General features: G+C 71.4%; 21 protein-coding genes and 1 pseudogene. 9 read left to right on the top strand and 13 right to left on the bottom strand.

Annotated elements, in window-relative coordinates; all coding sequences use genetic code 11:
- Positions 1 to 80 precede the first annotated feature (80 nt).
- The 3 genes from ACTWOL_RS11010 to ACTWOL_RS11000 all read right to left on the bottom strand — a co-directional run bounded on the left by ACTWOL_RS11010 (position 81) and on the right by ACTWOL_RS11000 (position 2,806).
- Entirely contained in the window at positions 81 to 782 is a 702-nt protein-coding gene (locus ACTWOL_RS11010) for a DUF6882 domain-containing protein (protein ID WP_474296441.1), read from the bottom strand.
- Positions 783 to 887: 105 nt separating this feature from the next.
- A complete protein-coding gene (locus ACTWOL_RS11005) occupies positions 888 to 2,087 on the bottom strand; it encodes an MFS transporter (protein WP_474296440.1) in 1,200 nt (399 codons plus the stop codon).
- 137 nt (positions 2,088 to 2,224) lie between these two features.
- Entirely contained in the window at positions 2,225 to 2,806 is a 582-nt protein-coding gene (locus ACTWOL_RS11000; protein ID WP_474296439.1) for a Chromate resistance protein ChrB, read from the bottom strand.
- A gap of 212 nt (positions 2,807 to 3,018) precedes the next feature.
- Between ACTWOL_RS11000 and ACTWOL_RS10995 the strand changes: the two genes are divergently transcribed.
- The 3 genes from ACTWOL_RS10995 to ACTWOL_RS10985 all read left to right on the top strand — a co-directional run bounded on the left by ACTWOL_RS10995 (position 3,019) and on the right by ACTWOL_RS10985 (position 5,128).
- On the top strand, positions 3,019 to 4,212 hold the full coding sequence (locus ACTWOL_RS10995) for an alpha/beta hydrolase family protein (RefSeq protein ID WP_474296438.1): 1,194 nt from the start codon (positions 3,019 to 3,021) through the stop codon (positions 4,210 to 4,212).
- A gap of 126 nt (positions 4,213 to 4,338) precedes the next feature.
- A complete protein-coding gene (locus tag ACTWOL_RS10990; protein ID WP_474296437.1) occupies positions 4,339 to 4,581 on the top strand; it encodes a helix-turn-helix domain-containing protein in 243 nt (80 codons plus the stop codon).
- Between the two features lies 1 nt (position 4,582).
- A complete protein-coding gene (locus tag ACTWOL_RS10985; protein WP_474296436.1) occupies positions 4,583 to 5,128 on the top strand; it encodes a Clp protease N-terminal domain-containing protein in 546 nt (181 codons plus the stop codon).
- A gap of 105 nt (positions 5,129 to 5,233) precedes the next feature.
- On the opposite strand, the gene ACTWOL_RS10980 is transcribed toward ACTWOL_RS10985, so the two are convergent.
- Complete coding sequence (locus ACTWOL_RS10980; protein ID WP_474296435.1) at positions 5,234 to 6,487, bottom strand: cytochrome P450; 1,254 nt, start codon at positions 6,485 to 6,487, stop codon at positions 5,234 to 5,236.
- Positions 6,488 to 6,724: 237 nt separating this feature from the next.
- Here ACTWOL_RS10980 and ACTWOL_RS10975 point away from each other — a divergent pair, with 237 nt between their 5' ends.
- Positions 6,725 to 7,894 (top strand): steroid 3-ketoacyl-CoA thiolase, encoded by a 1,170-nt coding sequence (locus ACTWOL_RS10975; protein ID WP_474296434.1) that lies wholly within the window; start codon positions 6,725 to 6,727, stop codon positions 7,892 to 7,894.
- Between the two features lie 180 nt (positions 7,895 to 8,074).
- Here the strand turns inward: ACTWOL_RS10975 and ACTWOL_RS10970 are convergent.
- The 8 genes and pseudogenes from ACTWOL_RS10970 to ACTWOL_RS10935 all read right to left on the bottom strand — a co-directional run.
- A pseudogene (locus ACTWOL_RS10970) lies at positions 8,075 to 8,320 on the bottom strand (aggregation-promoting factor C-terminal-like domain-containing protein); the annotation flags it as partial.
- Positions 8,321 to 8,782: 462 nt separating this feature from the next.
- On the bottom strand, positions 8,783 to 9,658 hold the full coding sequence (locus ACTWOL_RS10965) for an ECF transporter S component (RefSeq protein WP_474296432.1): 876 nt from the start codon (positions 9,656 to 9,658) through the stop codon (positions 8,783 to 8,785).
- On the bottom strand, positions 9,655 to 11,418 hold the full coding sequence (locus ACTWOL_RS10960; protein ID WP_474296431.1) for an ABC transporter ATP-binding protein: 1,764 nt from the start codon (positions 11,416 to 11,418) through the stop codon (positions 9,655 to 9,657). Before ACTWOL_RS10960 ends, ACTWOL_RS10965 begins: the two co-directional genes overlap by 4 nt.
- Positions 11,415 to 12,722 carry an energy-coupling factor transporter transmembrane protein EcfT gene (locus ACTWOL_RS10955; RefSeq protein WP_474296430.1) on the bottom strand — a complete coding sequence of 436 codons (1,308 nt, stop codon included), beginning with the start codon at positions 12,720 to 12,722 and terminating at the stop codon, positions 11,415 to 11,417. Before ACTWOL_RS10955 ends, ACTWOL_RS10960 begins: the two co-directional genes overlap by 4 nt.
- Positions 12,719 to 13,489, bottom strand: coding sequence for an SCO2322 family protein (locus ACTWOL_RS10950; RefSeq protein WP_474296429.1), 771 nt, complete (start codon positions 13,487 to 13,489; stop codon positions 12,719 to 12,721). The genes ACTWOL_RS10955 and ACTWOL_RS10950 overlap by 4 nt, the downstream gene beginning before the upstream one ends.
- Complete coding sequence (locus ACTWOL_RS10945; RefSeq protein WP_474296428.1) at positions 13,486 to 14,739, bottom strand: prenyltransferase/squalene oxidase repeat-containing protein; 1,254 nt, start codon at positions 14,737 to 14,739, stop codon at positions 13,486 to 13,488. Before ACTWOL_RS10945 ends, ACTWOL_RS10950 begins: the two co-directional genes overlap by 4 nt.
- Before the next feature lie 324 nt (positions 14,740 to 15,063).
- Positions 15,064 to 16,131, bottom strand: a complete 1,068-nt coding sequence (locus ACTWOL_RS10940) for an MBL fold metallo-hydrolase (RefSeq protein WP_474296427.1) — start codon at positions 16,129 to 16,131, stop codon at positions 15,064 to 15,066.
- 180 nt (positions 16,132 to 16,311) lie between these two features.
- Positions 16,312 to 16,962, bottom strand: a complete 651-nt coding sequence (locus ACTWOL_RS10935) for an HAD family hydrolase (protein WP_474296426.1) — start codon at positions 16,960 to 16,962, stop codon at positions 16,312 to 16,314.
- A gap of 184 nt (positions 16,963 to 17,146) precedes the next feature.
- Here ACTWOL_RS10935 and ACTWOL_RS10930 point away from each other — a divergent pair, with 184 nt between their 5' ends.
- The 4 genes from ACTWOL_RS10930 (at position 17,147) to ACTWOL_RS10915 (ending at position 21,306) form a co-directional block, all read left to right on the top strand.
- Entirely contained in the window at positions 17,147 to 18,610 is a 1,464-nt protein-coding gene (locus tag ACTWOL_RS10930; RefSeq protein WP_474296425.1) for an aldehyde dehydrogenase, read from the top strand.
- Positions 18,610 to 18,843 (top strand): ferredoxin, encoded by a 234-nt coding sequence (locus tag ACTWOL_RS10925; protein WP_474296424.1) that lies wholly within the window; start codon positions 18,610 to 18,612, stop codon positions 18,841 to 18,843. Before ACTWOL_RS10930 ends, ACTWOL_RS10925 begins: the two co-directional genes overlap by 1 nt.
- A 543-nt stretch (positions 18,844 to 19,386) precedes the next feature.
- The gene (locus ACTWOL_RS10920; protein WP_474296423.1) at positions 19,387 to 20,145 is read left to right on the top strand and encodes a hypothetical protein; all 759 of its coding nucleotides are present in this window, start codon (positions 19,387 to 19,389) and stop codon (positions 20,143 to 20,145) included.
- Between the two features lie 27 nt (positions 20,146 to 20,172).
- The gene (locus ACTWOL_RS10915; RefSeq protein ID WP_474296422.1) at positions 20,173 to 21,306 is read left to right on the top strand and encodes an IS630 family transposase; all 1,134 of its coding nucleotides are present in this window, start codon (positions 20,173 to 20,175) and stop codon (positions 21,304 to 21,306) included.
- Positions 21,307 to 21,615: 309 nt separating this feature from the next.
- Here the strand turns inward: ACTWOL_RS10915 and ACTWOL_RS10910 are convergent, their stop codons facing one another.
- Positions 21,616 to 22,221, bottom strand: coding sequence for a TetR family transcriptional regulator (locus ACTWOL_RS10910; protein WP_474296421.1), 606 nt, complete (start codon positions 22,219 to 22,221; stop codon positions 21,616 to 21,618).
- Between the two features lie 208 nt (positions 22,222 to 22,429).
- Here ACTWOL_RS10910 and ACTWOL_RS10905 point away from each other — a divergent pair, with 208 nt between their 5' ends.
- A complete protein-coding gene (locus ACTWOL_RS10905; protein ID WP_474296420.1) occupies positions 22,430 to 23,743 on the top strand; it encodes a glycosyltransferase family 4 protein in 1,314 nt (437 codons plus the stop codon).
- Positions 23,744 to 23,896: the final 153 nt, after the last annotated feature.

Here is a 23,896-nt window from a genome sequence, read left to right as displayed (position 1 = left end):
TCGAGCCGCGTCCTGCTCGAGAGGTGTCCCGCTCGGGCTGTGTCCCGTTCAACCGAAGACGGGCTCAACCGAAGACGGGCTCAATCGGAGGTGGGCTCACCGGTGTTGACCTTCACCGCGGCGATGCGGTCGAACTCGTCGAACAGCACGTCGACGGTGCCGCCGTCGGCCAGTCCCGCGCTGATCCGGTCGGCCTCGGCGCGCTGCGGGAGGCCGTGGTGCGCGAAGTAGCCTTCCACGACCCTGCGTGCGGACCCGCCGAGCAGCTGAGCGCCGGTGAGCAGGATCCGCGGCAGCCTGACCGCGTGCGGCTCGGCCCGTGGGACCTGGGGGTCGTCGGGAAGGAAGTAGGCCCGGGCGTCGGGGCTCGCCTCCACGCCGATGTAGCCGGCGGCGCCGAGTACGCCCATCGCGGTGAAGGCCAGGTTCTCGGCCGCGAACCGGGGGTCGGCGTGCGCGGAGAGGTCGATCACGTCCCCGGTGAACTCGGGGACGCCGTGCGCCTGTCCGTACTCCCTGATCCGCTCGGCCGCGGCGACCGCCGGCCCGCCCTGGAAGCCGGGGTTCGCCCAGGACCACAGCCAGGACCGCTCGTTGGTGTCGAACGTGCCGAGCAGCGATATCCGCAGTTCGCAACCGCCCTGCCGGTAGAGGCACTCCCCGAGATCGGCGCTCCAGTCGCCTTCGGGCAGGAACGCGTTGAGGGTCTCGAGCTGTTCGGCGCCCCAGGCGGCGTGCTGCTCGGTGAGGCGGAGGAACGGTTCGCTGAACGTCATGGTCATGATCAGCACTCTATTGGGGGTGGGGGGTGCCGTCCGGGCCCGACGCGCGCCGTTCCCGGATCCCGGAGCGTTCTCGGATCCCGGAGCGTTCCAGGATCCCGGAGTTCAGCTCTCTTCCGCCGTGCCGACGGGTCGACGGCGCACGAGCGCGGGCACCGCACACAAGGCCACAGCGACTGCCAGGGCAGCGAAGCCCCACGTGAGCGTGGCGGTCGTGGCGACGGCGGCGACGAGCAACGGGCCGCCCGCGTCACCGAGTTCGCGGCCGAGTTCGGCGGATCCCATGGTCTGACCGAGGCGCTCGGCCGGGGTCGCGGCGGCGAGGGCGGCGAAGCCGAGCGGGGTGATCAGCCCGGTCCCGGCCCCGATGAGCGTGGCCGAGCCGAGGATGCCCGGGAGTCCGGGCACCATCGCGCACACCAGCCCGGCCGAGGTGACACCGAGGCCGGCGGCGATCCCCGTACCCGTGGCCAGGCGCCCCGTGTCCAGTGCGCGGCCCGCGTAGGGCTGGACGACGGCGGCGGTCGCGGCCAGGACGGAGACCGCGGCCCCGGTCGCGATCGTGCCGAGGCCCGCGGCCGCGCCGGACACCGGAAGGAAGCCGACGCCGACGGAGAGCGCGGCGGTGGCCGCCGCGAGCGCCCCGGTCGGGGCGAGGAAGGAGCGGTCCGCGAGCCGCCGGTCGAGGTCCAGAAGGGTCTGGCGCTGCCTGGGCAGGGGCGGTACGGCCGGTACGGCGAGCGCCGCCCAGCAGGCGACGGCGGCGCCGAGCACCGCGAGTACGGCGAACAGCAGCCGCAGACCGCCGGCCCACACCAGGACGCCGCCGAGCAGCGGGCCGAGGGTGTAGCCGACCGACTTGTAGAAGCCGTAACTGCCGAAGGCGCGGCCGTGTTTGGCCGCCGGGTTGAGCCGGGCCACCAGCGCGGAAGCGGACGGGGAGAACGCGGAGGCGGCGGCTCCCTGACCGAGCCGAGCGGCCCACAGCCACTCGGGACTCCCGGCCGCCAGGTACAGCGCGGAGGCGGCGGCGAAGGCGATGAGCCCGCCGACCAGGACCGGTTTGGCGCCGATCCGGTCGGCGAGGGTGCCGAAGACCGGCTTCAGGACGACTTCGGCGCCGTCGTAGAGGGCGAGGAGGCCGCCGAGGACGAGGAGGGAGGTGACCGCGTCGTCGGAGAAGCCGCCGAGGTTGGCGGCGATACCGTGCGCGCCGAAGGCGGTGGTGAAGCCGGCCGCGTACAGCGGCCACATCTGCCGTATCGGTGCGGTGCGGGCGGGCGTCCCCACGGTGGGCGTGCTCATCGGCCGTCCTCAGGTGTCGTCGTCGGTCGATTTCGGATGGTTCGACTTCGGATGCGTGCGATTTCGGATGCGTGCGACTTCGGATGGGTTCGACTTCGGTGGGTCCAACGGCTGCTCTTGGCTGCCTTCGGTCGTCCTCAGGTGAGCTCGTCCGGCCTGCCGCCGTCCCCGGGGTGCTCGTGCAGGGCCTTGAAGACCAGTTCGGCGTAGTGCTCGCAGGCACTCGCGCATTGCCTGAGGCGCTGCGCGGCGGGTGCGGCGAGGGGTGAGCCGAAGACGTCACGGGCGGTCAGGTCCCGGTGCCAGCGACGCAGCCGTTCCAGGCTCTGCTCCTCCTCTTCCAGTTCGGCGAGGGTGAATTTCGCGATGCGGATCTCCTTGGCGATCTCCTGCTCGAACTTCTCGCAGTCGGCCAGGAATTCGGTCCAGTCGTCGCGGCGCAGCTCGTCGAACATCGCCCGCAGACGCTCGGCGTCCTGCGCCCCTCGTCCGGATGCTTCGAGGACCAGCGCCTGGCCCTCGGCACGCTCGGCCAGCTCCAGGGCGCGGTGCACACCGCCGGCGAAGACGGGCACGTCGGGCACGGCCCAGATGCCCTGCCCGAGCGAGAGCGCTCCGAGCTTGCGCAGCTCCCGCCAGACGGCTACCCGGTGCCGGGAGGGCTCGGCGGGAATCCGGATCACGAGCACGAGCCAGCGTGCGGAGTCGGAAGTCGTCACACGGTCGAATGTATCAGCTGTTACATCGGCAGTCCGTGCCGGTCGTCCGAGGCCGTAGACCGGTCGGTGGTCCGCGCGGCGCGCCTCGGCCGTGCGGACGCGGGCCGGTGGAGGATCGGCGGGGCATACGGGCGTGGACCGGCGGCGGACCAGCGGGACGACGGCCCACACACGAGCCCCCCGGACATCCCGCTCCGCGAAGAGGTTCGGCCATGAAGCTGTTCGACGACCCGCTGTTCCAGATGCACGCCGACCGGGCGCTGGAGCTGATCAGCCGGGGCGGTGCCGAGTACGGCGAGTGCCTGGCCACCGCCGGCCGGATTCCCGCGGGTGACAGCGACGCATGGCACCGTGCCTGGTCGGCCACCGCCCGGCGGGTGGCGGAGGCGGCCGAGGACAGCGCGGCGCACGGCCACCGGGTGAGCGCCCTGGACGGCTTCTGGCGGGCGACGACGTACCACCGCGTCGCCTACCAGCCGCTCTACGGTGCCCCCGTCGACCCGCGGCTCGCCGAGTCGTTCCGGCAGGAGAGCGAGTGCTTCGCGCGCATGGCCGCCCTCGCGGAACGGCCCGTGGAACTGGTCGAGATCCCCTTCGAGGGCACCACCCTGCCGGGCTGCCTCTGTCTGCCGGACGACGACAGGAGCGTCGCACGGCCGACCCTGCTCGGCGTCAACGGCTATGACTCCGACATCCACGAGATGTACTGGTCCCATGCCCTGCCGGCGGTGCGCCGCGGCTACGCCTGCCTGCTCGTCGACGGCCCGGGCCAGGGCCGCGTACTGATCGAGCAGGGTCTGCCGATCCGCCCGGACTGGGAGACCGTGCTGCGCCCGGTGATGGACTACGCGATCGGCAGACCCGAGATCGACGGTTCGCGTATCGCCGTCATGGGGTGGAGCTTCGGCGGCTATCTCGCACCGCGCGGGGTCTCCGGGGACGACCGGGTCGCCGCACTGATCGCGGACCCGGGCCTGCTCGACCCCATCGAGTCCATGCCGCTGGCGCCTGAGGTGTGGGACCTGCTCCCCGGCGGCGACCCCGAGGAGATCGATCCCCTGGTGGCACCGTTCGCCGAAGACCCCATCGCACGCTGGCACATGGTCCAGCGGGGCATGTGGGTGCACGGACTCGACTCGCTGGGCGCCTACATCGTCGACTTCAACCGCTACCGGCTGTCCGGAGTCGTCGAGGGCATCAGCTGCCCCACGCTCGTCGTCGGCAACGACGACGACCCTTTGGCGGCGCAGGCGCCCCGGCTGTACGAGGCGCTGCACGGGCCGAAGACTCTGGTCCACTTCCGTGTCGAGGACGCGGCACTCGGCCACACCGAGGCGTGGAACCGCTCGCTGTTCGACCAGAGGGTCTTCGACTGGCTCGACACCATCCTGGCGGCGAAGGCGTGAGCGGGCGCCGTCGCCCGTGAACACCGGCGGTGCGCTCCGGCTGCCGGACCGGCCTGGCAGGGATCCCGGACCGGACTGTCAGGGATCCTTGACACTCCGGATGCGTGTCAGGCTAACCTGACGGACATGACACAGGGCGACACACCCGCCTCGCTGGCCGGGCAGGTCATGGACAAGGACCCCGCCGTCGGACTGCGGGCCATCGTGGCGCTGCGACGGCTGCTCGAGGAACTGGAGCGGCTGCACGTCGACAACGCCCGTGAGAAGGGCTGGACGTGGCAGCAGATCGCCGACGCCTTGCGGATCAGCCGTCAGTCGGTCCACGAGAAGCACGCGGGCCGACGTAAAGCCATGGGCAAGGAGAGCTGAGTTGTTCGAGTACTTCACCGATCGCGCCAAGCAGGCCGTGCTTGCGGCGCAGGACGAGGCCGTCGCCTTCGACCACGACCACGTCGGCACGGAGCATCTGCTGCTCGGGCTGGCCGCCACGGGAGAGAGCACCGCCGGGCGGGCCCTGGGGCGGCATGGCGTCGAGCTGGCCCGGGCCAGGCAGGAGACCGCGCGGATCCTCGAGGCCGCCGGCGTCGTGGGGAACAGCGCGCAGGCGTCCAAGGACGCCCTCGCGGGGCTCGGGGTGGACGTGGAGGAGATCAAGCGGCGGGCCGACGACACCTTCGGCCCGGGCGCCTTCCAGTTCCCGCGCCCCGTGTACGACGAAGGCGCGAAGCGGGCGCTGGAGCTCTCCGTACGCGAGGCGCACACCCGGGGCCAGGAGCGCATCGGCACCGGGCACATGCTCCTCGGACTCCTCGCGCACGGCGACACGGTGGCGATGGAGGTCCTGACCGCGCTCGGTGTGCGGGTCGGATCGCTGCAGCCCGACCTGCTCAGCCATCTGGACGAGGGCGCCCCCTGAGGTTCCCCGAGGTCCCTGGAACGGACGGACGGCGGCCCGGGCGGGAGACGGGGGCGGGCGTGGGGAAAGCCCCCGTCCCCCCTGTCCGGGCGCGGCGTGGGCGGCTCAGGCGCCGCCGCCCACACTGACCTGGAGTTCCTTGATGCCGTTGAGCCAGGCGGCGCGCAGCCGCCGGGGGTCGCCCGTGAGGCGCAGATCGGGCAGGGTGTCCGCGACGGCGTTGAAGATGAGGTCGATCTCGTGGATGGCGAGCGACTTGCCGAGGCAGAAGTGCGGGCCTCCGCCACCGAAGCCGAGGTGGGGGTTGGGGTCCCGGGTGATGTCGAAGACGCCGGGGTGGTCGAAGACCTCCGGGTCGTTGTTTGCCGACGAGTAGAACAGCCCCACCCGGTCGCCCTTCTTGATCTGGCGGCCGCCGAGTTCGGTGTCCTGGGTCGCCGTGCGCTGGAAGGAGACGACCGGCGTGGCCCAGCGCACGATCTCGTCGGCCGCCGTCGCCGGACGCTCCCGCTTGTAGAGCTCCCACTGTTCGGGGTGGGTGAGGAACGCGTGCATGCCGTGACTGATGGCGTTGCGCGTGGTCTCGTTGCCGGCGACGGCGAGCAGCAGCACGAAGAAGCCGAACTCGTCCGACGACAGATTGCCTTCGCCCTCCGCCGCGACGAGCTGCGTCACGATGTCCTTGGCCGGGCACTCCTTGCGGGCGGCGGCCATGTTCATCGAGTAGCCGATGAGCTCCATCGCCGCCTCGGCGCCGATCTCCTCGGTGATGGCGTACTCGGGGTCGTCGTAGGCGACCATCTTGTTGGACCAGTCGAAGATGCGGGCCCTGTCCTCCTGGGGAACGCCGATCAGTTCGGCGATGGCCTGCAGGGGCAGTTCGACCGCGATGCTGTTGACGAAGTCGAAGGTGCCGTCGGGCCCGGTGTTGCGCTTCGCCTCCTCGACGATCTTCCGCGCCCGGTCGCGCAGCGCCGTCTCCAGGCTCCGTATCGCGCGTGGAGTGAAGCCGCGCTGGACGATCTGGCGGACCCGGGTGTGTTCGGGCGGGTCCATGTTGAGCATGATCAGCCGCTGGGCGTCTATCTGGTCGCGGTTGATGTGCTCGTTGAAGCGGATGATGGCCGTGTTCTCGGTCGAGGAGAACAACTCCGGGTGTGTGGAGACGTACTTGACGTCCGCATGCCGTGTGACGGCCCAGTAGCCGTCGTCGTCGAAGCCGGTGATGCCGCGGCGCTGGGGGCACCACCAGACCGGCGCGGCCTGGCGCAGTTCGGCGAACTCCGGGAAGGGGATGCGGCTCTGGAGGAGGTCGGGGTCGGTGGCGTCGAACCCGTCGGGCAGCGCTGGACAGGACATGGGGCGGCTCCATCGTCTGACGACCCATCAGATTTATCCGCAAGGTAGTAACGGGTTCTACAACTGGCAAGGGATACGGCGGGAACTGTTGCGTGCGGGGACCGTGCAAGACCCTTGCGTACCGGGGGTAAGCCTCATAAGACTGCAAGGAGAACTAGAACGCGTACTAGTTCTTCGCTGTGCGCCGCGCGGGGGCACCGGGACGACCTCCGCCGGGTGCGAGGAGAGGACGAGCTCATGGCCGCGGAACCCGTCATCGTCGAAGCCGTACGCACACCCATTGGCAAGCGCGGCGGCGCGCTCGCCAATCTGCACCCGGCGTATCTGCTGGGTGAGACCTACCGTGAACTCCTGGGCCGCACCGGCATCCACGCCGACTGCGTCGAACAGATCGTCGGCGGCACCGTGACCCATGCCGGCGAGCAGTCCATGAACCCCGCCCGCAACGCCTGGCTGGCGATGGGGCTTCCCTACGAGACCGCCGCGACGACCGTGGACTGCCAGTGCGGTTCGTCGCAGCAGGCCGCGCACATGACCGCGAACATGATCGCGGCAGGCGTCATCGACATCGGCATCAGCTGCGGCGTCGAAGCCATGTCGCGGGTGCCCCTGGGCAGTGGCTCGAAGCACGGCCCGGGCAAGCCATGGCCGGACGAGTGGAACGTCGATCTGCCCAACCAGTTCGAGGCCGCCGAGCGCATCGCGCGCCACCGGGGGCTGACCAGGGAGCGGGTCGACTCGCTGGGGCTGCTCTCGCAGGAGCGGGCGGGTGTCGCCTGGGCCGAGGAGCGGTTCAAACGGGAGACGTTCGCGGTCCAGGTGCCCACCACGGAGGAGGAGCAGGCCGCGGGGCAGGGGATGTGGCGGCTCGTCGACCGCGACGAGGGCCTGCGGGACACCTCGATGGAGGCTCTGGCCGGTCTGAAGTCGGTGATGCCGACCGCGGTCCACACGGCGGGGAACTCGTCACAGATCTCGGACGGGGCCGCGGCGATCATGTGGGCGTCCAAGCGGATGGCGCGGGCGCTGAAGCTGAAGCCGCGCGCGAGGATCGTCGCACAGGCGCTGGTCGGCGCGAATCCGCACTACCACCTCGACGGGCCGATCGACGCGACGCGAGCCGTGCTGGGGAAGGCGGGGATGTCGCTCGGCGACATCGACCTCGTCGAGATCAACGAGGCGTTCGCCTCGGTCGTCCTCAGCTGGGCCCAGGTCTTCGGGCAGGACCTGGAGAAGGTGAACGTCAACGGCGGGGCCATCGCGCTGGGACACCCCGTGGGGGCGACCGGGGCTCGGCTCATCACGACGGCCCTGCATGAGCTGGAGCGCAGGGACAAGGAGTTCGCGCTGGTCACGATGTGTGCCGGCGGTGCACTGGCGACGGGGACGATCATCCAGCGGCTCTAGGAAGACACGACCTGGGGTCTTCGTTTGGATCTTGCCGTTCCCACGGGCGTCTTCACCGGGCGCCTGTGGGAACGGGCCCCGTATGTACGGGAACAGGGCCCCGGTGCGACGGTCGTCGCTCCGGAGCCCTGCGAAGTCAGGCGTGCCCTGTCCCCGTGGCGGGTGTGGCTTGGTACTGGCTTAGTACCAGTGGTTGGCCTGCCAGAAGTTCCAGGCGCCGCAGGGGCTGCCGTAGCGCTCGTTCATGTACTCCAGACCCCACTTGATCTGGGTCTTGGGGTTGGTCTTCCAGTCGGCGCCGGCGCTGGCCATCTTGCTGCCGGGCAGGGCCTGGACCAGACCGTAGGCGCCGGAGGATGCGTTGGTCGCCGTGTGCTTCCAGTTGGACTCGTGCTCCACGATCTTGTCGAAGCACTGGAACTGGTCGGCGGGCATCATCTGCTTGGCGATGTCCTGCGGGGTGGCGGTGGCGGCGGAAGCCGTCGTCGTCGTCCCCATCACCGCACCGGCCGCACCGAGGAGCACGGCGGTGCCGGCGACAACGGACTTGTTGCGGGCGGCGAGTCGGGTGAACAGCGAGCGAGACAAGGCGATACCTAACGTCGGGGGCATTTCGGTCGCGAGGGCGGGGCCGAGTGGGGCGTGTGTGCCGGGCTCGAGGCCCTGCTGCGCCTTGCGACGGGAACAGTTGTAGCTGCGGGGGAAGGGCCCCTGCCGTGACCGGGCTCACCTACCGGATACGAGTAGGAAGGGTGGATCGAGGACCAAAGTCCCTAAGTGGACATATGGGGTGTATGTGCAGGTCAGTGGCCGTGTCAGCAAAAAACCCGTCCTCGGGAGATGTCTACGAAGACGGGTAGTTTCGGGACCTTGGTCCTGTGGGCCGCTTCACCTGCTGGGGAGGTCCTCCGGGGCCCCGAATGTGACCTGGGACTCGAAGGCGGCCCGTCGCGTGGCCCTTCGGAGTGCCTTCAGCAGCGTGGATCCGACCGCCAGCGTCAGTACGGCGGTCAGCACCGCGCGCCCCAGATCCCAGCCGAGCGAGGTCGCCAGACAGTACGCCGCGAAACGCACCAGGTTCTCGTGCACCGGAGCGCCCGGCTGGAAGGAGACGCCCGTGGCCAGGCCGGGGACGATCGTCCAGCCGTAGAGGTTCATGATCGTGCCGTACGCGAAGGCCGCGGCGAAGCCGTATCCGGCGAGCATCACCACCTCGGCGCGGCCCCGTACCCGCCGCGGGCCCGGCAGCAGCCCCGCGCCCATCGCGAACCAGCCCATCGCCAGCATCTGGAACGGCATCCAGGGCCCGACACCGCCGGTGAGCAGGGCGGACGCGAACATCGTCACCGAGCCGAGGACAAAGCCGAAGCCGGGACCGAGGACCCGGCCGCTCAGAACCATCAGGAAGAACATGGGCTCCAGCCCCGCCGTCCCCGCACCCAGCGGGCGCAGTGCGGCCCCGACCGCGGCGAGCACCCCGAGCATCGCCACGGCCTTCGCGTCGACACCACCGTCGGAGACCGTCGCGACGACGACGGCGACGAGGAGCGGAAGCAGGGCGGCGAACAGCCAGGGCGCGTCCTGGGCGTGTGCGACCAGACCGGATCCACCCCCGGCGAGCAGCGGCCAGCCGAAGGCGACCACGCCCAGGGCGCTGACCAGGACGAGAGCGGTGATCGCACGGGGGCCGAGCCGGATGGGCCGGGCCTGGCGCTCGGGGCGTCCCGGGCTGTCGGCGCGGTCGGCGGTCCTGCGTGTGGTCACAGCGCCCCCTCCACCTGCGCGACGGTCAGCCAGGGCCCCGGGGCGAGGATCTTGGCCACCTGGGGCGCGAAAGCGGGCGACGACACGACCACATCGGCGGTCGGGCCGTCCGCGACGACCTCACCGTCCGCGAGGATCACCACACGGTGGGCCAGCTCGGCCGCCAGCTCCACATCGTGCGTCGCGAGGACGATGGCGTGCCCCTCGGCCGCGAGCCTTCGCAGCACGGTGACCAGCCGTGCCTTGGCGGCGTAGTCCAGGCCCCGGGTCGGCTCGTCGAGCAGCAGCAGCGGGGGCCGGGCGGTCAGCACCAGGGCGAGCGCGAGCGCCAGGCGCTGGCCCTCGGACAGATCGCGGGGGTGCGTGCCGTCCGGTACGTCCGGCAGCAGCGCGGAGACCAGTGCCCGGCAGGTCCCGGGCGCGGCGCCCGCGTCCGCGTCGGCCGTGGCGCACTCCGCGCCCACGGTGTCCGCGTAGAGCAGGTCCCGCGGCTCCTGCGGCACCAGTCCCACCTCGCGGATGAGCTCACGGGGAGGTGTGCGGTGCGGTACGCGGCCCCCGACGAGGACCTCGCCCGACGACGGCCCGACCATCCCGACGAGGGTGCCGAGCAAGGTCGACTTCCCGGCGCCGTTGCGGCCCATGAGGGCCACCGCTTCCCCGGCACGCACCTCGAGCCGGACGTCGCGCAGAGCCTCCACCCGGCCACGGCGCACCGAGAGCCGCTCGGCGCTGACGAGCGGTGCGGTGCCGGCCGGCGGCGGGGCGGGTGTCTCCGGGCGCACGGTCGCCGCGGGCCGCCCGGCCGGGACGCCGCGCCGTACGCGTGTGAACACGGCCCGAAGCCCCCGGGCCCGCGGTGCGGCGGCGGGACCGGCCACCGGGACCGGGGCAGGTCCCGGAAGCGGCCCGGTGGCGGTGCCGGCCGGAGCCGGCGGGGTCCTTCCGGCCAGCCGCTCCCGTAGCACCCCCGCCTTGCGCCGGGCGTCGCGGACCGAGAGCGGAAGCGGGTCCCAGCCCGCGAGGCGGCCCAGCGACACCACGGGCGGGTGGACGGGCGAGAGCGCCATGATCTCGGCGGGGGTACCGACGACCGGCGCCGCGCCCGGCGAGGGGAGGAGGACGATGCGGTCGGCGTACTGCACCACGCGCTCCAGGCGGTGCTCGGCCATGAAGACGGTCGTACCGAGGTCGTGCACCAGCCGCTGGAGCACCGAAAGGACCTCCTCGGCGGCAGCCGGGTCGAGGGCCGACGTCGGCTCGTCCAGGACCAGGACCCTGGGGTGCGGGGTGAGCACCGAGCCGATCGCCACACGCTGCTGCTGACCGCCGGAGAGCGTGGCGATCGGACGGTCGCGCAGATCGGCCAGGCCCAGCAGATCGAGGGTCTCCTCCACCCGGCGCCGCATCACGTCCGGGCTCAGGCCCAGGGACTCCATGCCGTACGCCAGCTCGTCCTCGACCGTGTCGGTGACGAAGTGGGCGAGCGGGTCCTGGCCCACCGTGCCGACGAGATCGGCGAGTTCGCGGGGCCGGTGGCTGCGGGTGTCCCGGCCGCCGACGGTGACCCGGCCGCGCAGCGTGCCGCCGGTGAAGTGCGGGACCAGCCCGGAGACCGCGCCGAGCAGAGTCGACTTCCCGGCACCCGAAGGACCGACCAGCAGGGCCAGTTCGCCTTCCGGGACGGTCAGATCGACGCCCCGGACGATGGGTTCCGGGCAGTCGGCGTACGTCACCGAGACGTTCTCGAAGCGGATCACGGCTCCTCCTGGGGGACGGACGGCTCGGGGGAACGGGACCGGGACGGCTGCGAGGCCGCGTCCGGCTCCCCGGACACGGACCGCCGCCCGGCCCCGCCCGGCCCCCCGGGTACGGGTGCGATGAAGGAGGGCAGCAGGCCGATCAGCACCGACACCGCGGGCAGCAGCGGCAGGGCCGGAGCGGTCAGCGGGACGACCCCCGGCTGCAGGGCCTGCGGAGCGTAGTCGTTCGCCCAGATCATGAGCGCGCCGACCGCGACGCCCGACCCCGCCACCAGCCACGCCCGGACACCCCAGCGGTCGGGGCGGTAGCGGGTGCGGACCTGGCGGCGGCCGCCGAGCCACAGCCCGGCCAGCGCTGCGGCGAATCCGGCGAGCAGCACCGGCAGCCCGTAGCCGGCGCCCTCCGCGGCGAGCAGCCCGTACGACCCGGCGCACACGCCGAGCAGCCCGCCGAGCGTGAGCACCGTGGTCGTGTGCCGGACGGCCGGCGGCACGGCGGCCCTGCGCCCGTAGCCACGCGCGTCCATCGACGCGGCCACCGCCACCGATCGCTCCAGGGCCCCCTCCAGGACCGGCAGCCCGATCTGGACGATCGCCCCGAGGCCTCCGGCCGGGCGGCCGCGCAGTCTCCGCGCGGTGCGCAGCCGTGCCACGTCCGCGACCATGTTCGGCGCGAACGTCATGGCGACGACGACGGCGACCCCGGCCTCGTACAGCGCGGCGGGCAGGGACTTCAGCAGCCGGGCGGGGTTGGCGAGGGCATTGGCCGCGCCCACGCAGATCAGCAGTGCGGCCATCTTCGCCCCTTCGTAGAACGCGAACACCAGCTGCTCGAGCGTCACCCGGCCGCCGATCCTGATGCCCTGTGCCCAGTCGGGCAGCGGCACCTCGGGCAGGGTCACCAGGACATGCGCACCGGGCACCGGTGAGCCGAGGAACGCGGAGAACGCCAGCCGGACGGCGATGACGAAGAGCCCGAGCTTGATGAAGGCGCCGTACGAGCGGGCCCAGGGCGCGTCGGTGCGCCGCGCCGCCACGACGTACCCGGCGACCCCGACCAGCAGCCCGAGCAGCAGCGGGTTGGTGGTGCGGGACGCGGCGGTCGCGAGTCCCAGCGCCCACACCCACCAGGCACCGGCGTGCAGGGCATTGCTCCGGTTCGCCTCCGGGGCGCGCCAGGCACGCCGCCCCCGGGGGTGTGGAACGCCGCCGCCGTCATGAGTCGTCCCCCGGCCGGTGCCGCCGCGGCGGGAGCCGCCGGGCGGCACCGTGCCGGGCGTGCCGTGAGCCGTCGGATTCATCCGCGTCGGCGGCGCGCCTGCCAGAACGCCGCGGCGCCGAGCGCGACCACCGCGGCCCCGCCGCCGACGACGCCCAGCGACGGTCCGTCGCCGTCCTGACCGGCCGCATCCCGGGCGCTCCCGTCCGCCGGTGCCGCGCCGGGCTTCGCCGCGTCCGGTGCCCGCGAGGTGCCCCCGGACGCCGGGGTGTCCGGGCCGGCGCCGTCCGCGACCTGGTCACCGCAGCCCGATGCCGGGTACCCGGAGATCGCGCAGAGCAGCGCGGCGCTGTTGTACCGCAGCGGCTTGGCCACGGCGGCGAGGGCGTCGGCGCTGGTGGCGGACGCGTCGACCTGGGCACAGGCGGTGCGCCGGCCGGGCGCCGGAGGTGTCTCGCCCGGGGGCGCGTGCTCCGGGGTGCCGAAGTCGACGACGATGCCGACCCGCTTGGTGCCGGGCTTGGCGGGCGTGCCGGCGCACAGCGCGGCGAAGTCGGGGGCGGTGCGTGGCTTCGCCGAGTCCGCGGAGTCCTCGCTGACCGCGAAGCGGAAGCCGTCGACCTCGCCGTCGGCGGGCCGGGCACTGGCCGGGCCCTGGGTGGCGTACGTCCACGCCCCGTTCTTCGCCCCGCCGTCGGACACCCAGAACGACCAGTACCGGTAGCCGGCGGCCTGCGCGGGTGCCGCGCCGAGCAGCAGTGTCAGCGCCGTGGTCAGTGCCGTGCCGAGTGCCAGCGCCACCGCCGCCGACGCGGCACCGGACCGTTGCGGCTTCCCCGCCTGTGTCACTGCTTGTTCTTTCGGCGGCTGCTGATCAGGAAGCCGATACCGGCGCCCGCCGCGAGACCCGCGCCGACGATCCACCAGATGCCGGCGCTGTCGCCGCCCACCGCCTCGCTCTCGTCGTCGGGAGCGGACGGGGCCGGGGCGTTCGTGGACGCGGGCTCGGGACCGGTCGCGTTGAGCTGGGCGACCAGATCGGCGCCGCCGAAGTCGCGCGGGTCGGCGCCGTAGGCGAACGCGGCGAGGACCAGCTGCGCGTACGCGGCGGGTCCGCCCTCCTTCGCCCACGCGGCGGAGTTCTTCTTCAGCCACTCGACCGAGGCGGTGGCCGTGTCCTTGTGACCGGCGGCGGAGACCGCGAGGACGGCGTCGGCGGTGTTGCCGAAGTCGGGCTGGGGTGCCGGGTCGGCGGCACCGGGCATCGGCGCGGTGTCGAGGTGGCCGGTCTTGGCCAGGGCCTTCTCCAGATAGGCCGCGCCGTTGCGGGCGGACTGCTCGGGGGTCGCCTTGGCGGTGTTCACGCACTCCGGCGCGTTCCCCGGCTCGGGGCCGAGGGAGATCATGCCGCGGCCGAGCCCGGCGAGTACGGCCGCCGCGGTGGCATCGGCGTTCGCGACGAGCTTGCCGGCCTTGTCGGGCTGGTAGGCGAAGGCGCCGCCGCTCGTCTTGTCGGTGCAGGGGATCGCGTACGACACCAGCGCGTCGTACGGCGACTTGCCCGTGGACGACTTCATGGTGGCCGGGCGCGCCTTCGCCAGGGCGAGCGCGCCGATCACGATCGACGTGGAGTTGGCGTCGGACGGCATCCCCGTGTTGTAGCCCCAGCCGCCGTCCGCGTTCTGTACGGACTGCAGCCAGGTGATCCCGTGCTGGACCTCCTCGTAATGCCCGTCGAGCGCGGTCAGCGCCTGCAGCGCGGCGGCGGTGGCGTTGGTGTCGTAGACGGTCTTGATGTCACAGGGCTTCGAGGGGTCGGGACGGTACGCGGAGAAGCCGCCGTTGTCGCACTGCTGCGCCATCAGCCAACCCACCGCCTGGTCCGACGGGACCTCCTTCATGACGTCCTGCGCGAGGAACGCCAGCGACTGCCGCCACACCCCGTCATACGTGGGGTCCTTCGTGCCGTACAGCCCGGCGGGGATCACGGGTGAGGGAGAGGGGGAGGGCGCGGCGGTCGCTGCCGGAGCCCCGGCCAGTGCGCCGCAGAACACGGCGGAAGCGGCGGCGAGCGCGGCTGCGCTGCGGCGGACGGTCATGACGGGGTGCCTCTCCTGCGGGGAGCCGGGCACGGGCGCGCTCGGGCGCCGGGCTCCGGCCCCGTGTTCCTCGACGGTGCCTCCGCCGACGGTGTCGGATTCCCGACGGCAGGAGCCGTCATATCCCGGTACGAGGCATTCCGGCTCGCCGCCGACGCGACGGTGCACGGTCTGGGGCCTCCCCGAGTTCGCGCGGAGCGCACAGCTCGGGGGAAGGGTCAGCGCCGGATACGCACCGGCTTCCCCTCGTACGGGCGTGATGACGACGGCCTCACTCTACCGGCCCGTAGCCGCCCGGCTCCGGGGTGTCCCCAGGGGCGTGGGTCACACCGCCACGTACGCCACCGGCTCACTTCCCGGCACCGCCTCCGCCTTCCCCAGCTTCACCAGGCGCCGCAGATGCGCCTCGGCCTCCGAGACCGCGATGTTGCGCGAACCGTAGGGGATCCGGTCCCAGGGGCGGTTCCACTCCATGCGTTCGGCGAGTTGCCAGGGTGTGAGCGGGGTGGCGAGCAGGCCCAGCAGTCCGGTGAGGCGGGACTCGTGGTGGTCGAGGAGCTCGCGCACCCGGGCCGGGGCGTCCGTGAAGGCGTGCTGGTGCGCGGGGAGCACTTCGGCGACGCCGAGGCGCCCGATGCGTTCGAGGGAGTCGAGGTAGTCGCCGAGCGGATCGGTGACGGTGGCGTCGTCGGGGTCCTCGTAGAGGCCGATGTGCGGGGAGATCCCGGGGAGCAGATGGTCGCCGGAGAAGAGCCGCCCGTGGCCGGGGAGGCCCGCCGGGTGGTCTTCCTCGAGGTGGAGGCAGACATGGCCGGGGGTGTGGCCCGGTGTCCAGATGGCCCGCAGCCGTCTGCCTTTCAGGTCGAGCAGTTCCCCCGGGGCGATCTCGCGGTCGGGCAGGGCGGCCCTGAGCCCGGGCAGGCGGGGGCCCTTCTCGTGCCGGCGGTCGTGGGGGAGCGTCCGGTCTTCGGTGCGGGCGGCCCGCAGCGGGGCGAGGTGCTCGTCCGGGGCGCCCGCGGCGGCGAGCTTCGCGGCCAGATAGGCGAGCCAGGTGCCGGGGTGGGCGTCGCGGGTGCGGCGTACGACGGCGGTGTCGGCCGCGTGCATGGCGATCCAGGCCCCGGAGGCTTCGCGGACACGGCCGGACAGACCATGGTGGTCGGGGTGGTGGTGGGTGATGACGATCCCGTGGATGTCGGTGACCGGGATCCCCAGCGCGCCGAGGCCCTCGGTGAGTGCGGTCCAGGAGTCCGGGTCGTCCCAGCCGGTGTCCACGAGGACGGGGCCGCGGTCCGTGTCGACGACATGGACCAGGGTGTGGCCGAGGGGGTTGTCCGGGATGGGGACGCGGAGGGACCAGACGCCACCGCCGTGCTCCGTCACATGTGACATCTGTGGCACCTCCGGGACTTGTGGCACCTGCGGGACCTGTGGCACCTGCGACATAGGACCTCGTCCCTTCCCCTGCGGCGCGGGCGTGGCTCACTGTACCGAAACCTGACGCTCAATCAGATCCCTGTGGCGACAATGGCGGTGCCGTCCGTCGTCACGTTCCGCGGCGGTGAAGTCCCGTCATCGTCCCGCGATGAGGCCGGGCAGCGCGCGCATGTCGTGGAAGACGACCGTGCCCGGGCCCTCGAGCCGTTCGGCGGGGGTCAGGCCCCCGGCGTAGCCGAAGGCCCTCATCCCCGCGGCGCGGGCGGCCTCGACGCCGGGCCGGCTGTCCTCGACCACCGCGCATGCCGCAGGGTCGACTCCCATGCGCTCCGCCGCGTACAGGAAGAGATCCGGGGCCGGCTTGCCGCGAGCGACCTCGGTGGCGCTGTGGATACGGCCGGCGAAGTGCTCGTACAGCCCGGTGCGTCCCAGGGTGTGGCGCATCTTCTCGTGCGAACCGCTGGAGGCGACGCAGGTCGGCAGGTCGATCGCGGCCAGGGCCTCGGGCAGTCCGTCGACGGGGGCGAGGCCGGCGTCGACCTCTTCGCGGTGGAGCTGCTCGAACCGCTTCTGCCAGATCGCGGCGGTCTCCTCGCCGAGCCGCTCGGCGATCCGTTCGCCGATGGTGGCACTGGAGCGGCCGACGAACCGTTCGACGACCTCGTCCTCGGTGAGCGCCCAGCCCAACTCCCTACCCAGGACGGCATGGACGCGTACGGCGATGCGTTCGCTGTCGACCAGCACGCCGTCGCAGTCGAATATCACCAGCTCGATTGGCTTGATCATCTCCGCAGGATAAGGCTGTGCGGTCGCGGCCGTCGGCCCCTGTGAATTCGCTGGTGGGGGAGTGCTCGGTCCCGAGTATGGCCTCCTGTAACTAGAACTGGTATCAGTTCTGAAACAGCGTCAGAGGATCCCTTTCCCGCGTGAGGCAACTCCGGCGGATCGCCGGTGCACAGGAGGCGGTGTCATGACCGAGCTGGTCGAGCACGGAAAGCTGTTCATCGGCGGGGAGTTGGTCGATCCCCTCGGCACGGACACCATCGAGGTGGTCTCCCCGCACACCGAGCAGGTCATCGGGCGCGTCCCGCACGCCTCCGAGGCCGATGTCGACCGTGCCGTCGCCGCGGCCAGGCTGGCCTTCGACGAAGGGCCCTGGCCGCGGACCACGCTCGAGGAGCGCATCGCGGTGGTGGGCAGGATCAAGGACGCCTTCGCCGTACGGCACGAGGAGATCGCCCGCTCGATCAGCTCGCAGAACGGCTCCCCCTACTCCTGGAGCGTCCTCGCCCAGGCCCTCGGGGCGATGATGGTGTGGGACGCGGCTCTCACCGTCGCCCGCGGCTTCACCTACGAGGAGCAGCGCAGCGGTGTGCTGGGACCGATCCTGGTGCGCCGCGAACCGGTCGGCGTCGTCGCGGCCGTAGTCCCGTGGAACGTCCCGCAGTTCATCGCCGCCGCCAAACTCGCCCCCGCCCTGCTCGCCGGCTGCACGGTGGTGCTCAAGCCGTCGCCGGAGTCCCCGCTGGACGCGTACATCCTCGCCGACATCGCACGCGAGGCCGGGCTCCCGGAAGGCGTGCTGTCGATCCTGCCCGCCGACCGCGAGGTCAGTGAGTACCTGGTCGGGCATCCGGGTGTCGACAAGGTCTCCTTCACGGGCTCGGTCGCGGCCGGCAAGCGCGTGATGGAAGTCGCAGCCCGCCATCTCACCCGGGTCACACTGGAGTTGGGCGGCAAGTCCGCGGCGGTGATCCTGCCGGACGCCGATCTGGAGACCGCGGTCCAGGGCATCGTCCCGGCGGCCTGGATGAACAACGGCCAGGCGTGCGTGGCGCAGACCCGCATCCTGGTGCCCCACTCGCGCTACGACGAGATCGCCGACGCCTTCACAGCGGCGGCGGACGCGCTCGTGGTCGGGGACCCGCTGGACCCGGCGACCCAGGTCGGCCCGCTGGTGGCCGAGCGCCAGCAGCGCCGGTCCCTCGACTACATCGGGATCGGCCAGGAGGAAGGCGCCAAGGTCCTCACCGGCGGAGGGCGCCCGGCCGGGATCGACCGCGGCTGGTACGTCGAGCCGACCCTCTTCGGCGGCGTCGACAACTCCATGCGGATCGCCCGCGAGGAGATCTTCGGCCCGGTCATCTGTCTGCTGCCGTACGGCGACGAGACCGAGGCCGTCAAGATCGCCAACGACTCCGACTACGGACTCAGCGGCAGCGTGTGGACCGCCGACGTCGAGCGCGGCATCGACTTCGCGCGGCGGATCAGGACGGGCACGTACAACGTCAACACCTTCAGCCTGGACATGCTCGGGCCGTTCGGCGGCTACAAGAACTCCGGCATCGGGCGGGAGTTCGGCCCCGAGGGATACGGCTCGTACCTGGAGCACAAGATGATCCACCTGCCGGCCTCGTACGGGAGCGACAGCTGATGGGCGACCGCTGGCACGTCGAGGTCGACCGGGGTGTGTGCATCGGTTCGGGGATGTGCGTCAGCCTCGCCCCGGGCGGCTTCAGGCTGGACTCCGCCCGCCAGTCGCACGCGGCAGAGCCGGACACCGACGCGAACGAGCGGATCCTCGCGGCGGCGGAGGGGTGTCCGGTCGAGGCGATCATGATCACGCTGCCGGATACGGGGGAAGCGGTGTTTCCTCCGGAGGAGTAGCGGGGTGGGCGGTGCGGTGACGCTGCGCGTGCCTCTGGCGGTGCGGTGTTGCCGCCTATCGGGTTGGGCGCCCGGTGTGTCCGTCCTCAATCTCCCCCAGACTCCGTCCGGGGGGACCCCCAGACGGGCTTGAGGGGGCGGGGCGTGCCCGGTGTTGTGTCGGTGAGGTTGGGGGACTCTGCGGGGCTCGTGTGCGACGACGGCATGATTTACGTCGCGCCCACCCGGACCAAGTAGGCGCTGCTGTCGTTGCGCGACACCATGGGGGTCCCCCCGGACGAAGTCTGGGGGAGCTTTAGTGTCTCCGCACACGACCCCTCCGAGTCCCCCCTTCCCGAGCAACGGCAGGCACCCCGGGGCGAGGCGATACGGGTCGGCTCGGCCGCACATGATGCCCCCTGGGGGCGACCGGCCCCCGCCTGCGGGACAGGGGCCGTGGAGGGGTCGTGTCCGGGACACTAGTGCCGTATCAGGCAACGTTCGCCCTCACCTGGGAGAGCTCGCCTGGCCCACCCGTCGCAGGGAGTGTCAGTAGGCAGTGCGATGCTGACGCCAACAACTCCGCTCACGGTGATCAATGGGGGACCGATGCCTGGTGAACGATCAGGGTCTGACTTGTCCTCGGTCGGCTTCGACTCTGCCTGGTGCGCCACCGACCTGGGTGAATACCGGCCCTGCCGCTACACCTATGAGTACTACCCCTACGAGAGCCTGCCGCCTCTCGACTCCACCGAGTTCACGGGCACCTTTCAACGGCTCGGTGGTACCGGCGAAACTGTTCCCGAACAGGTCACGGCGCTCAATCGCTTGGCAGAGAACCTTGCGGCCAAGGGCTTGACGCTGCCTCGGGACTTCGTCACCTTCCAGGCCGACTCGAGGCTGCACTGCTCGCTGGATGAGGTCTCGGTGACCTGCTGCTGGACCGATATCTCAGAGCCCCTGCCCAGTCCGGTGGAGCCTGGTGCCTTCCTCGTGCGATTCCTGCGGGATCAACAAGACTGCGCCATCTGGTATCTCTACCTCCGTCCTTCGGGTGAGGCGTTCGTGGTGCACTCCTATCTCGACTACGAATACGAGTACGAGGCACGGCGCAATGGGGAGGAGACGGAGACCAATCTCGACGATCCGCAGGAGCAGAGGGCCGCAATCCTCTGGTGTGCACCTTCGTTCGAGGAGTTCGCCCATCGGTTCTGGATCGAGAACCGTCTCTGGCATGCCCTCAACGGCAATGACCTGTCCGGACTCGAGCCTCAGGTGCGTGACTACTTGCGCCACTACGCACCGCCCGGGATACCCGCATGACCTTGCATTGAACGAGATCATGTGCGGATGGCAGAGCGGGTACGCGTTCGCGAGATCGATGGCGACGAGGGGCAGCGCCTGCTGCGGATCATCCGTAGAGGCACCGGTTCGGTGGTGACCTGGCGGCGGGCACAGATGGTGCTGTTATCCGCGCAGGGCATGCCCGTGGCAAAGATCGCCGAGGTGACGTTCACCAGCCCGGACCGGGTCCGGGACGTGATCCACAACTTCAACACCGACGGCTTCGACTCGCTCTACCCGAAGTACAAGGGCGGTCGACTGAGGACCTTCAGCCTTCCGGAGCGCCGGGAGATCAAGAAGATCGCCAAGTCCAGGCCGGCCGAGCACGGCCTGCCGTTTTCGACCTGGAGCCTGGCCAAGCTGACCGACTTCCTGGTCGCCGAGGGGGTGGTCGACGACATCAGCCACGAGGGCCTTCGGGTCCTGCTCCGCGAGGAGGGCGTGTCGTTTCAACGCATAAAGACCTGGAAGACCTCCCGGGACCCGGACTACGCGGCCAAGAAGGCCCGTGTCGAGCACCTCTACGCGATCGCCGACGGCGAGGTCATACCCGAGGACGGCGAGCCTGAAGTCGTCTTCTGCCTGGACGAGTTCGGTCCGCTCAACCTCCAGCCCCACCCGGGCCGGCAGTGGGCCGAGCGCGGAGGACGGCACAAGGATCCTGCCCGAGGGCCACGGCCTCGCAGGCGGGCGACCTACACCCGCCCGCACGGGGTCAGGCACCTGTTCGCCGCCTATGAACTGGGCAAGGACAAGCTCTACGGTCACATCAAGCCGAAGAAGAACCGGACGCGGTTCGTGGAGTTCTGCCGCTATCTGCGCAGCCTCTACCCGCCGAAGATCCGCATCGCGATCGTGCTCGACAACTTCTCGCCGCACCTGACCACGAAGAAGGACAGCCGGGTCGGTGACTGGGCCGCAGCCCACAACGTCGAGTTCGCCTACACGCCGACCAACAGCTCCTGGCTGAACCGCATCGAGGCCCAGTTCACTGCCCTGCGCTACTTCGCCTTGGACGGCACCGACCACTCCTGTCACAAGGAGCAGGGGAGCATGATCCGCCGCTACATCATCTGGCGGAACAAGCACGCCGCCGACGAACGGCTACGCGAGGTCGTCGCCAGGGCGAACGTTGCCTGATGCGGCACTAGAGCGTGATTTGTGGCGCGCAACGCAGGCGATGCCGTCGCGGCAGGGGTGAAGCGCGCCGTAAATCATGCCGTCCAGGACACGAGCCCCGGAACGGCACCAACCCCCACCGACACAACACCGGGCAAGCCCCGCACCTTCAAGCCTGTCCGGCGTTTGAGGACGGACACACCGGCCGCGCCCACGCCGGGGGGCACACCGACACCCCACCACGGCACCGCGCAGCACACCGCACCGGGCAAGCCCCGCACAGCCCCAGCCCGTCCGGCGCTTGAGGCGCCCAACCCGGAAAGACGGACCTCACTCCGTGAGGTCGATCAGCCGGCACACCGTCTCGATGTCGATCTTGACCTGGGCGATCGAGGCCCGCCCCGACAGCCAGGTGATCAGCGCCGAGTGCCAGGTGTGCTCGATCACCCGGACGGCGGAAAGCTGCTCGGGCGTCGGGTTCTCCAGCCCCATCGCGTCCAGGATGATCGCCGTCGTCTGCCGGGAGACCGTGTCCACCTCGGGGCTGACGCTGCGGTCGGCGAAGGTCAGCGCACGCACCATCGCGTCCGCGAGATGCGGTTCGCGCTGCAGTGCCCGGAAGGCCCGCATCAGGGTCTCTGCCACCCGCTCGGCCGCACCTTCCGCGGCCGGCGGGCGCTTGCGCAGCGTCGTGTGGAGATGCTGGAGCTGGTCCTGCATGGTGGCGACCAGCAGATGCACCTTCGAGGGGAAGTAGCGGTAGAGCGTGCCCAGTGCGACCCCCGCGGCCTCGGCGACCTCGCGCATCTGCACCGCGTCGAAGCCGCCCCGGCTGGCCAGCTGTGCGCTGGCGTGCAGGATGCGGCGGCGCCGTGCTTCCTGGCGCTCCGTCAGGGGCGGGGAGGCAGGAACTGCTGCCTTGGCTTCCGCGATCATGTCTTTCGTCCCCCATGAGCTCCGGCGGCCCAGCATGGCAGGGCTGTCCGCCGTGGCGCGAATCACCTGATCCAGGCCTTACAGCGGGGCTACCTGCCGGTAGATTCGATGCTCCTTGAGCGATCAAGAACGATCAAGTCTGTAACTTGTTCTAGATTAGCGCGAGCGGTTACGCTCCGGCAGAAGTGCAGTGAGAAGGGGGCCGTGAGTGACCGCTGAGGCCATAGCTGCCGGGCCCCGTCCGGGTGCCTCCGGCGCCGGTGACCGACCGCTGCGCATCGCTCTCCTCACATACAAGGGCAACCCGTTCTGCGGGGGCCAGGGTGTGTACGTACGGCACCTCTCCCGGGAGCTCGCCCGGCTCGGGCACCGAGTGGAAGTCATCGGCGCGCAGCCGTACCCGGTGCTCGACGAGGGCGTGACCCTCACCGAGCTGCCCAGCCTCGATCTCTACCGCCAGCCCGACCCCTTCCGTACGCCGGGCCGCGACGAGTACCGGGACTGGATCGACGCGCTCGAGGTCGCCACCATGTGGACCGGCGGTTTCCCCGAGCCGCTGACCTTCTCGCTGCGCGCCCGGCGGCTGCTCGCCGCCCGCCGCGGGGACTTCGACGTCGTCCACGACAACCAGACACTGGGCTACGGGCTCCTCGGCGACCTCGGTGCGCCGCTCGTGACCACCATTCACCACCCGATCACCGTCGACCGGCAGCTGGAGCTCGACGCGGCGACCACCCTGCAGCGCCGTCTGTCGGTGCGGCGCTGGTACGGCTTCACCCGGATGCAGAAGCGGGTCGCCCGTCGGCTGCCGTCCGTGCTCACCGTCTCCGGCACCTCGCGGCAGGAGATCGTCGACCACCTCGGGGTGAGCCCGGAGCGGCTGCGGGTCGTCCACATCGGCGCCGACACGGACCTCTTCTCGCCGGACCCCGCGGTCGCGGAGGTCCCCGGGCGGATCGTGACGACCTCCAGCGCGGATGTGCCGCTCAAGGGACTCGTGTTCCTGATCGAGGCACTCGCCAAGCTCCGTACGGAGCACCCGGCCGCCCATCTCGTCGTCGTCGGCAAGCGCGCCGAGGACGGGCCCGTTGCGCGCATGATCGAGCGCTACGGACTGCAGGACGCGGTCCGGTTCGTGAAGGGCATCTCCGACGCGGAGCTCGTGGACCTCGTACGCGGGGCCCAGGTGGCGTGTGTGCCGTCGCTGTACGAGGGCTTCTCGCTGCCCGCCGCCGAGGCCATGGCCACGGGAACCGCACTGGTCGCCACGACGGGCGGAGCCATCCCCGAGGTCGCAGGCCCCGACGGTGAGAGCTGCCTCGCCGTGCCGCCCGGTGAGGCGGGAGCCCTCGCTGCCGCGCTCGGCCGGCTGCTCGGTGACGCGGAACTGCGCCGCCGTATCGGCGCCGCGGGTCGCGAGCGGGTGCTGGCCCGGTTCACCTGGGCGCGCGCCGCCGAGGGCACGGCAGAGCTCTACCGCGAGGCGATCGGTGTCCGCGCGGCAGCGGGCGGGACCCGGTGACTCCCGGCGGCACCGCACACCAGACCCCGGCCGGCCCCGCACCCGCCCCGCGCATCGCGCGTGCGGGCACCTGCGCCACGGGCCGGTTCGGCTCCGCGGCCATAGCAAGGCGCGCCCCGCGCGAGGGCGCCGTTACCCATCCTGAAGGGCAGA

This window comes from Micromonospora sp. IBHARD003, from assembly GCF_056106285.1.
This window is presented reverse-complemented; position numbering and strand designations above follow the sequence as displayed.